The sequence below is a fragment of the Kribbella turkmenica genome (assembly GCF_004348725.1).
GTDB lineage: Bacteria > Actinomycetota > Actinomycetes > Propionibacteriales > Kribbellaceae > Kribbella > Kribbella turkmenica.
The window spans coordinates 1-15073 of the sequence record NZ_SMKR01000177.1 but is presented as its reverse complement, the minus strand read 5'-3'; the positions used below and the strand labels follow the sequence as shown (position 1 = coordinate 15073).

General features: G+C 70.0%; 12 protein-coding genes. 10 read left to right on the top strand and 2 right to left on the bottom strand.

The annotated features are described in order from the left end of the window. From E1218_RS29920 to ligD, 3 genes are all read left to right on the top strand, one after another. On the top strand, positions 1-974 hold a 974-nt coding region (locus E1218_RS29920), incomplete at its 5' end, for an ROK family protein (protein WP_132326291.1). Between the two features lie 56 nt (positions 975-1030). Then, positions 1031-2536 (top strand): DUF4832 domain-containing protein, encoded by a 1506-nt coding sequence (locus tag E1218_RS29915; RefSeq protein ID WP_132326289.1) that lies wholly within the window; start codon positions 1031-1033, stop codon positions 2534-2536. Positions 2537-2574: 38 nt separating this feature from the next. Continuing rightward, on the top strand, positions 2575-3555 hold the full coding sequence (ligD, locus tag E1218_RS29910; RefSeq protein WP_132326287.1) for a non-homologous end-joining DNA ligase: 981 nt from the start codon (positions 2575-2577) through the stop codon (positions 3553-3555). Positions 3556-3673: 118 nt separating this feature from the next. On the opposite strand, the gene E1218_RS29905 is transcribed toward ligD, so the two are convergent. Continuing rightward, entirely contained in the window at positions 3674-4249 is a 576-nt protein-coding gene (locus E1218_RS29905) for a TetR/AcrR family transcriptional regulator (RefSeq protein WP_132326285.1), read from the bottom strand. Positions 4250-4369: 120 nt separating this feature from the next. Between E1218_RS29905 and E1218_RS29900 the strand changes: the two genes are divergently transcribed. Continuing rightward, positions 4370-5299 (top strand): alpha/beta hydrolase, encoded by a 930-nt coding sequence (locus E1218_RS29900; RefSeq protein WP_132326283.1) that lies wholly within the window; start codon positions 4370-4372, stop codon positions 5297-5299. Here the strand turns inward: E1218_RS29900 and mug are convergent. Beyond that, positions 5292-5792 carry a G/U mismatch-specific DNA glycosylase gene (gene mug, locus E1218_RS29895; protein ID WP_202866266.1) on the bottom strand — a complete coding sequence of 167 codons (501 nt, stop codon included), beginning with the start codon at positions 5790-5792 and terminating at the stop codon, positions 5292-5294. The genes E1218_RS29900 and mug overlap by 8 nt on opposite strands. Positions 5793-5920: 128 nt before the next feature. On the opposite strand from mug, the gene E1218_RS29890 reads away from it, so the two are divergent. From E1218_RS29890 to E1218_RS29865, 6 genes are all read left to right on the top strand, one after another. Next, positions 5921-7198 carry a serine hydrolase domain-containing protein gene (locus tag E1218_RS29890; RefSeq protein ID WP_132326281.1) on the top strand — a complete coding sequence of 426 codons (1278 nt, stop codon included), beginning with the start codon at positions 5921-5923 and terminating at the stop codon, positions 7196-7198. Between the two features lie 45 nt (positions 7199-7243). Further along, the gene (locus E1218_RS29885) at positions 7244-8641 is read left to right on the top strand and encodes a sigma 54-interacting transcriptional regulator (protein ID WP_132326279.1); all 1398 of its coding nucleotides are present in this window, start codon (positions 7244-7246) and stop codon (positions 8639-8641) included. 1 nt (position 8642) lies between these two features. Beyond that, complete coding sequence (locus E1218_RS29880) at positions 8643-10601, top strand: vWA domain-containing protein (protein WP_132326277.1); 1959 nt, start codon at positions 8643-8645, stop codon at positions 10599-10601. Between the two features lie 395 nt (positions 10602-10996). Then, positions 10997-13651 (top strand): pyruvate, phosphate dikinase, encoded by a 2655-nt coding sequence (gene ppdK / locus E1218_RS29875; protein ID WP_132326275.1) that lies wholly within the window; start codon positions 10997-10999, stop codon positions 13649-13651. A gap of 43 nt (positions 13652-13694) precedes the next feature. Continuing rightward, positions 13695-14549 (top strand): class I SAM-dependent methyltransferase, encoded by an 855-nt coding sequence (locus E1218_RS29870; protein WP_132326273.1) that lies wholly within the window; start codon positions 13695-13697, stop codon positions 14547-14549. Between the two features lie 77 nt (positions 14550-14626). Next, complete coding sequence (locus E1218_RS29865) at positions 14627-14905, top strand: YciI family protein (RefSeq protein WP_132326271.1); 279 nt, start codon at positions 14627-14629, stop codon at positions 14903-14905. The last annotated feature ends 168 nt before the right edge of the window (positions 14906-15073 follow it).

The following is a 15073-nucleotide window of genomic DNA, read 5'->3' as shown; positions in this document are numbered from 1 at the left end:
GGACGGTGGGGCGGCCGGCCCGGCGGTACCGGTTCAGGGCGGATGCCGGACGGATCCTCGGCGTCGATGTCGGCGGGCACAAGGTCCTTGCCATGGTCACCGACCTCGAAGGGGTCGTGCTGCAGCAGACCCGGGTGGCGGTGAGTCCGCGGAGCGGGCGGCGGGAACGGCTGGCGACGCTCGACGACTGCGTGAACCGGACGCTGGCCACGGCGGGGGTCCGGCCGGACCAGGTGTGGTCGACGGGGGTGGCGACGACCGGGCTGGTGGACGGGACCGGCAAGGTGATGTTGTCGGACTCCGTGCCGGAGTGGACCGGGGTCGATCTGGCCGGTCATCTCCGGCGGCTCGTGGCCGGACCTGTGCGGGTGGAGAACGACTGCAAACTCGCCGCGCTCGCGGAGTCGTGGCGTGGCGTCGCCCGGCACGCGCGGAACGTGGTGTTCCTGCTCGCCGGGCTGCGGACCGGCGCCGGGCTGATCATCGACGGCAGGCTGCACCGTGGTTTCTCCAATGCCGCCGGCGAGATCGGCGCGCTGCCCGCGGCGGGCTGGCTGCGGGCGCCGCAGCATCTGAACGACTGGCTGGACGCCGGGCACCTAGACCCGGACGCCGGTCGCCACAGCGATGACGTCGAGCCGGTGTTCCTGGCCGCGCGGGACGGGGACCGGGCCGCGGTCCGGGCGGTTCGTGGGTACGTGCGCGACATCGCGGTGGGAGCGTCCGCACTTGTGCTCACGCTGGATCCGGAGTTGGTGGTGATCGGTGGTGGGTTCTCCCGGTCGGCCGACGTACTGGTCGAGCCGCTGCGCCGGGAGCTGGATCGCTGGTGCCTGCGGACGCCGGAGATCCGGGTGTCGGAGTTCGGCGACGAGGGAGTGGCGCTCGGGGCCGTCCGGCTCGCGCTCGAGGAGGTCGAGGCCACTCGGTACGACGGGAAGCTGACGGTGGACGGCGCTGAGCTCTTGACATAGTTTTCCTGGAGTCCATGATTATTCCCACGGTCACAGGACGCCCGGGAGGACCGATCATGAGACGGCTCGTCACGCTGGTTGCCATCGTCAGTCTGTTGTTCGCGCCGCAGGCCGCGGCGGCCCACGGCACCGGGTCGGACACGACCCGCGGCTACCCGCCGACCGACGCCGTGGTCGCGAACCCGGAGCGCGGTTTCTACCACCACACCGAGACGCACTACCGCGCCGACGGCACGGGGTACACGCCGCTCGACGCGGCCACCCTGCGCGGTTACCGGACGCAGGAGAACATCACCCAGATTCTGCGGGTCTTCTACCTGGAGAAGTTCGCGACCCAGGACGAGGTCGACCCGGCGTACCTCGAGCTGGTCCGCGCCGACTTCCGCACGATCCGCGCGGCCGGCGTGAAGGCGATCGTCCGGTTCGCGTACGCCCAGCCGCCCGGCTGGCCGCCCACCATCCCCTACGGCGACGCACCGGTCGACCGCGTCCTGAAGCACATCGCTCGACTCACGCCGGTCCTGCGGGAGAACGCCGACGTGATCGCGGTCGTGCAGTCCGGCTTCGTCGGACTGTGGGGCGAGGGGTACTACACCGACCACTTCGCCGACCCGCAGGACCCGAGCCAGGTGTCGGACCAGAACTGGGCCGACCGCCGCGCGGTGGTCATGGCGTTGCTGGAGGCGCTCCCGACGGACCGGATGATCCAGGTACGAACGCCGTACATGAAGCAGCGGATGCTCGGCGTACCGACCGGGGCCGAGGGGGGACTGACCGCGGAGCAGGCGTACGACGGTACGCCGGTGGCCCGGGTCGGACACCACAACGACTGCTTCCTGGCCAGCCCGGACGACTTCGGCACCTACCTCAGCGACCCGATCGAGCTGGACAAGGATTTCGTTGCCCAGGACACCAACTATCTGCCCGGGGGCGGTGAGACCTGCGCGGTCAACCCGCCGAGGTCGGAGTGGGAGTCGGCGGCCGCGGAGATGGCCCGGCTGCACTTCTCCTACCTGAACACCGACTACAACCAGGACGTGCTGGACAGCTGGGGCGACAACATCGCTATCGCCGAGCAACGGCTCGGCTACCGGTTCGCGCTGACACAGGGAACCTTCACGGACACGGCCAAGCCGCGCGGCACGGTCGAGCTCGACCTGGGGATCCGCAACGACGGGTGGGCCGCGCCGTACAACCCGCGGCAGGTCCAGCTGATCTTCCAGGGCGACGAGCACAGCTACCGGGTGACGCTGCCCGCCGATCCGCGGTTGTGGGGTGCCGGCACGACCACCGAGCTCGAGCAGAAGGTCTGCGCGCCCGCCGTGCCGGGTCGCTACCGGCTGCTGCTCAACCTCGCCGACCCGGCTCCTCGCCTGCAGTCCCAGGCCCGCATGCCCGGGACGACCGAGACCTACAACTCGGCGTACGCGATCCAGCTCGCCAACACCGGCACCTGGCAGGCCGCGACCGGTTACAACGACCTCGGCCACACCGTGACGGTCAGCCCGAAGCACCGCGGCGGCTCCTGCGGCAACCTCCCGAAGCCGCAGCTCATCCGCTGACGGTTCCCCGTGGACTCGCCCGCTTCTAAGCTCTGGGGATGGCGAGCAAGCCGGACGAGACGCGGGACGGGGTAGCGCTGACCAATCTGGATCAGCCGTTGTTCGACGACGCCGACGCGACCAAGCGGGATCTGGTCGACTACCTGGACGCCGTGCACGAGCGGATCCTGCCGGAACTGCGAGAGCGGCCGCTCTCGGTGATCCGGATCCGGCCCGGACAGCCGGCGTTCATGCAGAAGAACGTGCCGAAGTACACGCCCGAGTGGGTGAAGACGGTCTCGGTCTGGGCGGAGGCGTCCAAGCGGGAGGTGTCGTACGCGTTGTGCGACGACCGGCGGACGCTGCTGTGGTTCGCGAACCAGCGGGCGGTCGAGTACCACCCGACGTTGATGCGAGCCGAGCGGTGGGATCGCGTCACTCACCTGGTGCTCGACCTCGACCCGCCGGAGGGTGAGACGTTCTCGATGGCGGTGCAGGCGGCGTTCCTGGTCCGCCAGGCGTTGGCCGACTCCGGGCTGGCCGGCGCGGTGAAGACGAGTGGGGCGAAGGGCGTGCACGTGTTCGTGCCGATCGACGAGTCGGTGTCGATCGAGGACGCGGCGGCGGCGACCCGGGCGATCGCGGCGCGGGCCGAGCGGGTCGACGCGGACGTCGCGACGACGGCGTACATCAAGGAGGACCGGCACGGGAAGGTGTTCGTCGACTCGACGCGCTCCGGGGGAGCGACGGTGGTCGCTGCGTACAGTCCTCGGGTCCGTCCTGGTACGACGGTGTCGTTTCCGGTGGGGTGGGACGATCTCGACCGGGTGACTCCGCGCGACTTCACGGTTCGGACTGCTCCGGGTCTGCTGGGTGACGCGGATCGGTGGGCCGAACAGCTCCCGGCTCCACAGTCGCTGCCCGAGGACCTGCTGGAGGAAGGTCGCGCGATTCCCGTTGCCCGGGTCGCGGCCATGCACGAGGGCAAGCGCCGCAAACGAGCCAAGGAAGCCGCGGAGAAGGAAGAGCGTAAGGAGTAGGCGGTCCCGGGGCCGGCCCGGCGGGGGTCTTCACGGCGGCCACGCTCCCGAGAAGGACGACGGGTGAGCGCTCCGGGGCGGTGGTGGGGGTCATGCCCACACCTGCCGAGCGTGGGTGTCAGTCGCGCGGCAGGGTCGCGTCCAGCAGCAGTACGGCGGCCTCGCGCGCACGCAGCGCGGGGTCGGGGGAGCCGGAGATCGCGGACCGGGTGATCGCACCCTCGCTGAGCAGGATGAGGTGGTCGGCCAGACGCTCCGGATCGGCGGCGCCGGCGGCCTTCGACAACTCGGTCAGCGCCTGCCGGAAGCCCTCCTTGTGCTGCATCGCCAACTCGGCGACGCGAGGCGAGACCGTTCCCAGCTCACCGAACGAGTTGATGAACGCGCAGCCGCGGAAGTCGCGTTGCCGGAACCAGTCGTCCAGGAAGTCGAAGACCGCCAGGATGCGCTCGCGGGGATCGGTGGCCGCGTCGACGTGGTCGGCGAGCATCGACTTCCAGAGTGCGTCGCGACGATCCAGGTACGCCTCGATCAGCGCGTCCTTGGACGGGAACAGCTGGTACAGCCGCTTCAGCGACACCCCGGACGCGGTCCGGATCGCGTCCATCCCGACCGCCTGGACACCGCGCTCGTAGAACAACCCGTCCGCCGCGTCCAGCACCTGCCGCTGCGCGGTGTCCGTGTCCATCGCCATCGTCTCGTCCCCTCCGGCCTGCAGTGATCCGCGCCACGATGCTTGCGCGGAGAACCATCGTTCTCCTAGAGTACAGGAGATCGAGGAGAACGCCCGTTCTCCGGCCAGGAGGAGATTCCGATGACTGTTCTCGAGCCCGCTGCCCAGGCCTTCGCCGACGCGACCGCGAAGCCGCCGTTCCTGTTCGAACTGCCGCCCACCGAGGGTCGGAAGCTCGTCGACGAGGTGCAGACCACCGACTACCCGAAGCCCGAGGTCGACGAGGAGTGGGTGACCGCCGCCGACGGAACGAAAGCGCGGATCGTCAAGCCGAAGGGCGCGACCGGGGTCCTGCCGGTCGTGCTGTACATCCACGGCGCCGGTTGGGTGTTCGGCAACTCGCACACCCACGACCGGCTGGTCCGCGAGCTCGCCGTCGGTGCCGGGGCGGCCGTCGTGTTCCCGGAGTACGACCTGTCGCCCGAGGTCCGCTACCCGCACGCGCTCGAGCAGAACTACGCGGTCGCCCGCTGGATCATTGCCTCAGGCAAGGAGCACGGCCTGGACGCGAACCGGCTGGCGATCGCCGGCGACTCCGTCGGCGGCAACCTGACCGCGGCCGTCACGCTGCTCGCCAAGGAGCGCGGTGACGTGAAGTTCGTCCAGCAGGTGCTGTTCTACCCGGTCACCGACGCGTCGTTCGACACCGACTCGTACAAGCAGTTCGCCGAGGGCTACTTCCTCATGCGCGACGGGATGAAGTGGTTCTGGGACCAGTACACGACCGACGAGCAGGAGCGGAACCAGATCACCGCGTCCCCGCTCCGGGCGACGACCGAGCAGCTGGCCGGCCTGCCGCCGGCGCTGGTGATCACCGGCGAGGCCGACGTCCTGCGCGACGAGGGTGAGGCGTACGCCGCCAAGCTGCTCGAGGCGGGGGTGCCGACGACCGCCGTCCGGTTCGCCGCGATCATCCACGACTTCGTCATGCTGGACGCGCTGCGCGACACCTACGCCGCGAACACCGCCATCGACCTGGCGATCTCGACCCTGCGGACGGCGCTCAACTGACCTGCGCGAGTTCGGCGAAGGCGTCGGCGAGCCTGGGGAGCGTGTAGTGAGCGTTCAGCCCGCTCGGGTTGGGCAGGATCCAGACGCGCGTCTCGCCGATGACCCGGTCCTGCTTGCCCATTCGCGCCGTCCGGTCACCGAAGGCGTCCCGGTACGCCGTGATCCCGACGACGGCGAGCCACATCGGCTGATAGCGAAGGACCTTGTCCACCAGGTTCTCGCCGCCGGCGACGTACTCCGCGCGGGTCAGTTCGTCGGCCCGCGCGGACGGACGATCGACGACGTTGGTGATACCCAGCCGGTAGGACAGCAACTCGAACTGCTCCGACGGCGCGAGCTGCCGGGGTGTGAACCCGCTGAGGTGCAGCGCCGGCCAGAACCTGTTGCCGGGCCGGGCGAAGTGGTGGCCGGTCGCGGCGGACATCAGACCGGGGTTGATCCCGCAGAACAACACCCGCAGGCCACTGTCGATCACATCCGGAAGGGACTGCACGCGGCCCAGCCTATCCAGCAGTTGGCGGCGACGATCAGCGGACTGCCCCGCACCAGCGGCTCGACGAGACGGCCGTTTGGGCCGCACTCCGCCGACTGCCGGCGAAGGTGGCCAAGTAGGTTGGGGTCATGCCTGACTGGTCTGCGCGGTTGACTGAACTGGCGGTGGCGGCGGAGGTCCCGGGGGCGGTACTCGGGATCTGGCACGACGGTGAGACCACGATCGCGCCGTACGGCGTCCTGAACGCGGCGACCGGGGTCGGGACGACCGCCGACTCGGTCTTCCAGATCGGCTCGATCAGCAAACCGTGGACCGCGACGATGATCGTCCAGCTGGCGGCCGAGCAGAAGCTCGACCTGGACGACGCGGTGGTCAAATTGTTGCCTGAGGCACCGATTGACCCGCGGGTCACGGTCCGTCACCTGCTCACGCACACCAGTGGGATCGACGGCGACGTGTTCACCGACACCGGCCGCGGCGACGACTGCGTGCGCAAGTACGTCGCCCTGCTCGGCGACGTGGACAGCCTGTTCGAGCCCGGTACGGCGTACTCGTACTGCAACGCGGGCTACGTCGTGCTCGGCCGGATCGTCGAGGTGCTCGACGGCCGGACGTGGGACGAGTCGCTCAAGGCCCGGCTGGTCGAGCCGCTCGGGCTGACGAGGACGGTCACGTTGCCGGAGGAGGCGATCCTGCACCGGGCCGCGCTCGGCCACTTGCTGACCGACGGTACGCCGGTCAGGACGTGGCAGCTCCCACGCAGCATCGGTCCGGCCGGGCTGGTCACGCAGAGTGCGTCGGACCTGCTGCAGTTCGCCCGGATCCACCTGGACGACGAGCGGTACGCGGCCATGCAAGAGCCGCAGGTCCCGTACGCCGGCGGGATCGGCGGCTTCACGAACCTCGGACTGGCCTGGCGGATCTACGACTGGGGCGGGCGAACTCTCTTCGGCCACGACGGGACGACGATCTCGCAGCTGGCCTTCCTCCGGATCGACCCCGAGGCCCGGCTGGCGATGTGTCTGCTGACCAACTCGGGCAACGGCACCACGCTGTTCGAGCCGCTCGCCTCCGAGGTGTTCGCGCACTACGTCGGCGTCGCTCATCCGGAGCCGCCGCAACCCGTCCGCCTCCTGATCGACGACCGGCACGTCGGCCGGTACGAACGCGCCGGCGTGCGGCTGGACGTCGTACGGCGGGACGAGGGATTGGTGATGCGCTACGAGGCGACGGGGGAGCGGCTGGCGTTCGCGGAGGAGCCGGTGCACGAGTACGAGCTGCGTCCGGCACTGCCCGCCGACGGCAACCACTTCGTCACCCGGGAGTCGCCGACGCATCCGTGGGTCCCGGTCACCTTCACCCCGACCCACGTGTTCACCTCCGGCCGGATCACCCCCAGGCGCTGAGACAACGCGTGTGCGGTTTGGGGTGACCGAGCTAACGTCGTCAGGGTGACTAGTGCACCTGCTGAACTTCCCCGTAAGGCCGGTGACCTCCGGGCCGCCGGGTATCTACCACGGTCGATCAAGACCGAGATCCGTGACAACCTGCTGAAGGAGCTCCGGGCCGGGCGTGATCCCTGGCCCGGGATCGTCGGGTTCACCCGCACAGTGATTCCGCAACTCGAACGCGCCCTGCTCGCGGGGCACGACGTCGTACTGCTGGGTGAACGCGGTCAGGGCAAGACCCGGCTGCTGCGCACCCTCGTCGGCCTGCTGGACGAGTGGACCCCGGTGATCGAGGGAGCCGAGCTGCCCGAGCACCCGCTCGACCCGATCACCCCCGCCTCCCGGCGCCGGGCCGCCGAGCTCGGCGACGACCTCCCGGTCGCCTGGCTGCACCGCGACCTGCGGTACGCCGAGAAGCTCGCGACCCCGGACACGTCCGTCGGTGACCTGATCGGCGACGTGGACCCGGTGAAGGTGGCCGAGGGTCGCAGCCTCGGCGATCCGGAGACCATCCACTTCGGTCTGGTGCCGCGGTCGCACCGCGGGATCGTCGCGATCAACGAGCTGCCGGACCTGGCCGAGCGGATCCAGGTCGCGCTGCTGAACGTGATGGAGGAACGCGACATCCAGGTCCGCGGGTACACGCTCCGGCTGCCGCTCGACGTGTTGCTGGTGGCAACCGCCAACCCGGAGGACTACACCAACCGCGGCCGGATCATCACCCCGCTGAAGGACCGGTTCGGGGCCGAGGTCCGGACCCACTACCCGCTCGACATCGAGGCCGAGGTGGACGTGATCCGGCAGGAGGCCGAGTTCACCGCCGAGGTCGGCGAACCGTTGCTGGAGGTGCTGGCCCGGTTCGTCCGGCACCTGCGCGAGTCGAACGCGATCGACCAGCGCTCGGGCGTGTCGGCCCGGTTCGCGGTGGCCGCGGCCGAGACGATCGCCGCGGCCGCGCTGCGCCGGAGTGCGATCACCGGTGAGGAGCCGGCCGTCGCCCGCCCGGTCGACCTGGAGGCGGTGCCCGCCGTACTGCGGGGCAAGCTCGAGTTCGAGCCGGGTGAGGAGGGACGCGAGATCGAGTTGCTCGAGTACCTGTTGCGCCGGTCGGTGGCCGACACCGCGCGTGAGCGGTTCGCCGGTCTCGACCTCGGCCCGCTCGCGCATGCGATTGCCTGCGGCAACTCGGTGACCACGGGTGAGCGTGTGCCCGGCCGGGACGTGCTCGCGGCGTTGCCCGAGCTGCCGGTTCTGCACGACGTGGCTGCCCGGGCCGGTGTCGATCCGGACGAGTCTCCCGGCCGGATCGCCGCCGCCGTCGAGCTCGCGCTGGAGGCGCTCTACCTGTCCAAACGGGTCGCGAAGGACGCCGACAACGACACCACGGTGTACGGGGCCTGACGTGACCGCGTCCATACCGGAGGGCTGGTCGTACGGTCCGTGGCACGACGGGCCGGATCCGCTCGCCGCGCCGGTGGACCTGCGCGACGCGCTGGACGAGATCGGCCGTGACGTGATGAACGGGTCGTCGCCGCGGTCCGCGCTGGAGGAGCTGCTCCGGCGCGGCACCCGCAGTACGCAGGGCCTGGACGACCTCACCCGCAGGATGTGGGAGCGCCGGCGCGAGATCCAGCGGCGGCACAACCTCGACGGCACGCTGCGGGACGTGCAGCGGCTGCTGGACGAGGCACTCGAGGCCGAGCGCCGGGAACTGTTCCCGAACCCGTCCGACGACGCCCGCTTCAAAGAGGCCGAGCTCGACGCCCTCCCGTCCGGGACGGCGGCCGCGGTCCGGGAGCTGGCCAACTACCAGTGGGAGTCGTCGGAGGCGCGGCGGAAGTACGAGGAGATCCGGGAGCTGCTCGGCCGGGAACTGCTCGGGTCGCGGTTCGAGGGCATGAAGGAGGCCCTGCAGCAGACCACGCCCGAGGACGTCGCCCGGATCAACGAGATGCTGACCGACCTGAACGCGTTGCTGGCCGCGCACGCGCAAGGACGGCCGGACGTTCCGCAGCTGTTCGCCGAGTTCATGGCCGAGCACGGCGAGTTCTTCCCGGAGAATCCGCGGAACGTCGACGAGCTGATCGACGTTCTCGCGCAGCGGGCGGCCGCGGCGCAGCGGATGATGAACTCGATGACGCCCGAGCAGCGGGCGGAGCTGATGGAGCTGTCGCAGCAGGCGTTCGGCAGTTCCCAACTGGCCCAGCAGCTGGCCCAGCTGGATTCGCAGCTGCAGACGCTCCGGCCGGGGGAGGACTGGAGCGGGTCGGAGCGGATGAGCGGTGACGATCCGCTCGGTCTCGCCGAGGGCGCGCGGGCGATGTCCGACCTCGCCGAGCTGGATGCGCTGGCCGAGCAGTTGGCGCAGTCCTACCCGGGCGCGCGGTTGGAGGACATCGACCTCGACGCGCTCACCCGGCAACTCGGTGACGAGGCGACGGTCGACGCGCGCCGGCTGACCGAGCTCGAACGGCAGCTTCGCGACCAGGGGTTGCTGGAGCGTGCGCCCGACGGGTCCCTGCGGTTGTCGCCGAAGGCTCTGCGGCAACTCGGTCAGACGGCGCTGGCCGACGTACTGCGGACTGCGCGGGGATCAGGTGAACGCGACGCGGCCAACGCCGGCGCCGCCGGTGAGTTGAGCGGGTCCACGCGGCAGTGGCAGTTCGGCGACACCCAGCCGTGGGACGTGCCGCGGACCGTGCGGAACGCCGTACTGCGAACCGCTGCGCGCAGTGGGTCGGTCAAGCTCGACGTGGCCGACGTGGAGATCGCCGAGACCGAGCACCGGGCGCGGGCCACGGTCGCGTTGCTGGTGGACACGTCGTGGTCGATGGTGCAGGAGGGTCGCTGGCTGCCGATGAAGCGGACGGCGCTCGCGCTGCACCAGCTGATCTCGACGCGCTACCGCAACGACGCGCTCCAGCTGATCACCTTCGGCCGGTACGCCGGTGTCGTGGAGCTCCCGGAGTTGATCGGGATGGAAGGCACCTGGGAGCAGGGGACGAACGCGCACCACGCCCTGCTGCTGGCCGGCCGGCACCTGCGCCGTCATCCGGACGCGCAGCCGGTCGTGCTGATGGTGACCGACGGCGAGCCGACCGCGCACCTGGAGCCGGACGGGATCGCGGAGTTCTCCTACCCGCCCGAGCCGGCCACGTTGCGCAAGACGATCTTCGAGGTGGACCGGCTGGCCAAGCTCGGCGCCTCGCTGACCGTCTTCCGGCTCGGTGACGACCCGCGGCTCAACGCCTTCGTCGACCTGCTCGCCCGCCGCAGCGGCGGCCGGGTGCTCGCGCCCGACCTGGACGGACTCGGCGCGGCCGTCGTCGGCGACTATCTGCGGACCCGCCGCAAGTTGTAGCGGGCTTGCACAACCACTGGGGGCCTGGCACAGGAAATAACCTGTGCCAGGCCCCCGCTTGCTGTTCACGCCAACGATCAGGATCGCCCGGGTGGCGGCGGACGGACGGTCAGAGCGGCGGTGGCCGGCGTATCCCGTCCGCTCGGCAGAAAGGCCGACTGCTGCGCCTGTTCTGTGATTCGTCGTTGAACACGCTGTTTGTCTCGCGTTGTCAACAGGGGAAGGGTTTTCCGGCCTTCGGCCTGTGGGCAGAGTCACGTCGACATCGTGAGACCAGTGTTCAACTGGACTGGTTTTTGGGCTTACTCTGAAAGCACGCCCCCGCCACCGGAGTCGATGGGCCAGCGGGCCACCTCACCGCGCCTCTTGGATCGACTGAAACCCAGGGAGTGATCGTGCCGAAACTCGTCTACGACTTCGCCGAAGGCAACAAGGAGATGTTGGAACTGCTCGGCGGAAAGGGGGCGAACCTGGCCGAGATGACCAATCTCGGCCTTCCCGTGCCACCCGGTTTCACCATCACCGCCGAAGCCTGCCGCGCGTACCTGGCCACCGGGTCGGTGCCGCCGGAGCTCGCGGACGAGATCGACCACCACGTCGACGCGCTGCAGCAGAGGATGGGCAAGAAGCTCGGCCAGGCCGACGACCCGCTGCTGGTGTCGGTCCGTTCCGGAGCGGCCGTGTCGATGCCCGGGATGATGGAGACCGTCCTGAACGTCGGCCTCAACGACGACTCGGTGAACGGGCTCGCGCACCAGTCAGGCAACCCGCGGTTCGCCTGGGACGCCTACCGGCGGCTCGTCCAGATGTTCGGCAAGACCGTGCTCGACATGGACGGCGACATCTTCGAGGACGCGATCGAGGCGGCCAAGGCGGCCAAGGGCACCCGCAACGACCTCGACCTGGACGCCGACGACCTGAAGGCGCTCGTCGACACGTTCAAGAAGGCCGTGCACGACGCCACCGGCCGCGAGTTCCCGCAGGACCCGCGAACTCAGATGGACCTCGCGATCGAGGCCGTCTTCCGGTCCTGGAACGCCGATCGCGCGGTGCTCTACCGCCGGCAGGAGCGGATCCCGACCGACCTCGGCACCGCGGTCAACATCTGCTCGATGGTGTTCGGCAACCTCGGCATGGACTCCGGTACCGGCGTCGCGTTCACCCGCGACCCCGCCACCGGCCAGTCCGGCGTGTACGGCGACTACCTGCAGAACGCGCAGGGCGAGGACGTGGTCGCCGGCATCCGCAACACCGTCCCGCTGGCGGACCTGGAGCAACTCGACAAGACGTCGTACGACGACCTGATGGCGATCATGGCCAAGCTCGAGGGACACTACCGGGACCTGTGCGACATCGAGTTCACCGTCGAGCGCGGCAAGCTGTGGATGCTGCAGACCCGGGTCGGCAAGCGGACCGCGGCGGCGGCGTTCCGGATTGCTACCAGCCTGGTCGACGAGGGCGTGATCGACACCGACGAAGCGCTCAAGCGGGTCAAGGGCGCGCAGCTCGCGCAGCTGATGTTCCCGCGGTTCGACGCGGACGCGGACAAGGAGCGGATCACCAAGGCGATCGGCGCCTCGCCGGGCGCCGCCACGGGCAAGGTCGTGTTCACCTCGGCGGGCGCGGTCGAGGCCGCCGAGAAGGGCGAGAAGGTCATCCTGGTCCGCCGGGAGACGAACCCGGACGACCTGCACGGCATGATCGCCGCCCAGGGCATCCTGACCAGCCGCGGCGGCAAGACCTCGCACGCGGCCGTGGTCGCCCGCGGCATGGGCAAGACCTGTGTCTGCGGTGCCGAGGAGCTCGACGTAAACGTTGCCCAGGGCCTCATCAAGGTGAACGGCACGGTGATCGAGGCGGGCCAGACGATCTCGATCGACGGCACCACCGGCGAGGTCTTCAAGGGTGAGGTCCCGGTCGTCCCGTCCCCGGTCGTCCAGTACTTCGAGGGCTCGCTGGCCCCGGACGCCGGTGACGAGCTGGTGGCCTCGGTCCACCGCCTGATCACTCACGCCGACGAGGTACGCCGCCTCGGCGTACGGACCAACGCGGACACCGCCGACGACGCCGCCCGGGCCCGGAGGTTCGGGGCTGCCGGGATCGGGCTGTGCCGGACCGAGCACATGTTCCTCGGCGAGCGGCGGGAGTCGGTCGAGAGGCTGATCCTGGCCGACAACGACGCCGAGCGGGAGGCCGCGCTGGCCGAGCTGGAGCCGTTGCAGCGCGACGACTTCCTCGAGCTGCTGGCCGCGATGGACGGGCTGCCGGTGACGATCCGGCTGATCGACCCGCCGCTGCACGAGTTCCTGCCGTCGATGGAGGAGCTCGCGGTCAAGGTCGCGCTGGCCCGCGAACGCGGTCAGGAGCCCGGGCACGACGCTGCGCTGCTGACCGCGGTCGAGCGGTTGCACGAGGAGAACCCGATGCTCGGCCTGCGCGGAGTCCGGCTCGGCCTGGTCATCCCGGGGCTGTTCGCGATGCAAGTCCGGGCGATCGCGTCCGCGGCGGTCGAGCTCAAGCGGCAGGGCAAGGACCCGCGGCCCGAGATCATGATCCCGCTGGTCGGCGCCGTCCAGGAGTTGCACCTGGCCCGCGACGAGGTGGAAGCCGTGCTCGCCGAGGTGGGCGTCGAGTGGTCGATCCCGATCGGCACGATGATCGAACTGCCGCGGGCGGCGGTGATCGCCGACCAGATCGCCGAGGCGGCCGACTTCTTCTCGTTCGGCACCAACGACCTGACCCAGACCACGTGGGGCTTCAGCCGCGACGACGTCGAGGGCGCGTTCTTCTCCCGCTACCTGGAGAAGGGCATCTTCGCCGTGTCGCCGTTCGAGTCGATCGACCGCGAGGGTGTCGGCGCCCTCGTCCGCACCGGAGCCGAGCGCGGCCGCGCCACCAAGCCCGACCTCAAGCTCGGCATCTGCGGTGAGCACGGCGGCGACCCGGACAGCATCCAGTTCTTCCACGAGGTGGGGCTGGACTACGTGTCCTGCTCGCCGTTCCGGATCCCGGTCGCGCGGCTGGAGGCGGGCCGGTCGGCCCTCGACTGAAAATCAGCGGCGCCTCCCGGTTCGTGCTCACTAGTCTGCGAGCATGAACCGGGAGCAGCTGCGCCAGACGTTCGGAGAAGACGCCGAGCTGTACGACCGGGTCAGACCCACCTATCCGCCTGCGCTGTACGACGACATCGCCGAGCTGCTCGGGAATCCGGACCGGGTCCGGGTGCTGGAGATCGGGCCCGGGACGGGCCAGGCGACCCGGCCGATGGTCGAACGCGGCTGGTCCGTCACGGCGCTCGAGCTCAGCCCGGACCTTGCCGGGATGGCCCGGCGGAACCTGCCCGAGGTCGAGGTGATCGAGGCCGACTTCGACACCTGGGAGCTGCCGGCCGCGACGTACGACCTGGTGCTCTCGGCGACGGCGTTCCACTGGCTCGACCCGGCGACGCGGGTCGAGCGGTGCGCCCAGCTGCTGCGACCGGGCGGGATGCTCGCCGTGGTGTCGACCGAGCACGTTCTCGGCGGCAGCGTGCGGTTGTTCGAGCAGCTGATGGACTGTTACCGCCGGTTCATGGACGACGCCGACACGACCGGCCTGCAGCCCGCGGACGCGATTCCGCAGGACTCCGCGGAGATCGACGCGACCGGTCTCTTCCGGCCGGTCGAGTTCCGCCGGTACGAACGGGATCTCACCTATTCGACCGCGCAATACCTCGACGTGCTGTCGTCGTACTCGGGTCACCGGGCCTTGACAACGCAGCGGCGTGACGGTCTGTACGGCTGCATCAGTACTCTGATCGACGCCGAGGGCGGTTCGATCACCAAGCGTTACCTGACTCAACTGTCCGCAGCAATTTCCTTAACCGACCCCTTGCATCCCGGCTCTTTCACCAGTGAAAATGACCGGGCGGGAAGGGCGATCACTCGTCGACTTTCGGGTCTGACCTGAACCGGCCGCTGTGGCGGCTCGTGACTCCCTTCCCGCACCAGATTCCCCGGTATTACAGGCCGTGTAGGGTTTTCGGCATGGCCCTTTATGTCGTGCAGCTGCGCTTCGATCTTGCCGAGACCGACCGCCGGATGGAGGTCCGTCCGGCCCACCGGGAGTACCTGACGTCCCTCAAGGAAGCCGGCAAGCTGGTCGGCGCCGGCCCGTTCACCGACCAGACCGGCGCGCTGCTCGTGTACGACGTCGCCGACGAGGCCGAACTGCGCGAGATCCTGGCCAAAGACCCGTACACACCCGCCAACGTCTACGAGATCGCCACACTGGCGGAGTGGCAGCCGCTCTTCCCCCTGAGCTGACCGCACCTGCACCCCACGCCCGCGCCTCGCGGCCGCCGACCCGCGCCCCACACCTGCCGCCCGCCCCGCGCCGTCGCGCCTCGCGCCCGCGCCTCGTGCCCGCGCCTCGCGCTCGCGCCTCGTGCCCGCGCCTCGCGCCCGCCGACCCGCCGACCCGCGCCCCACACC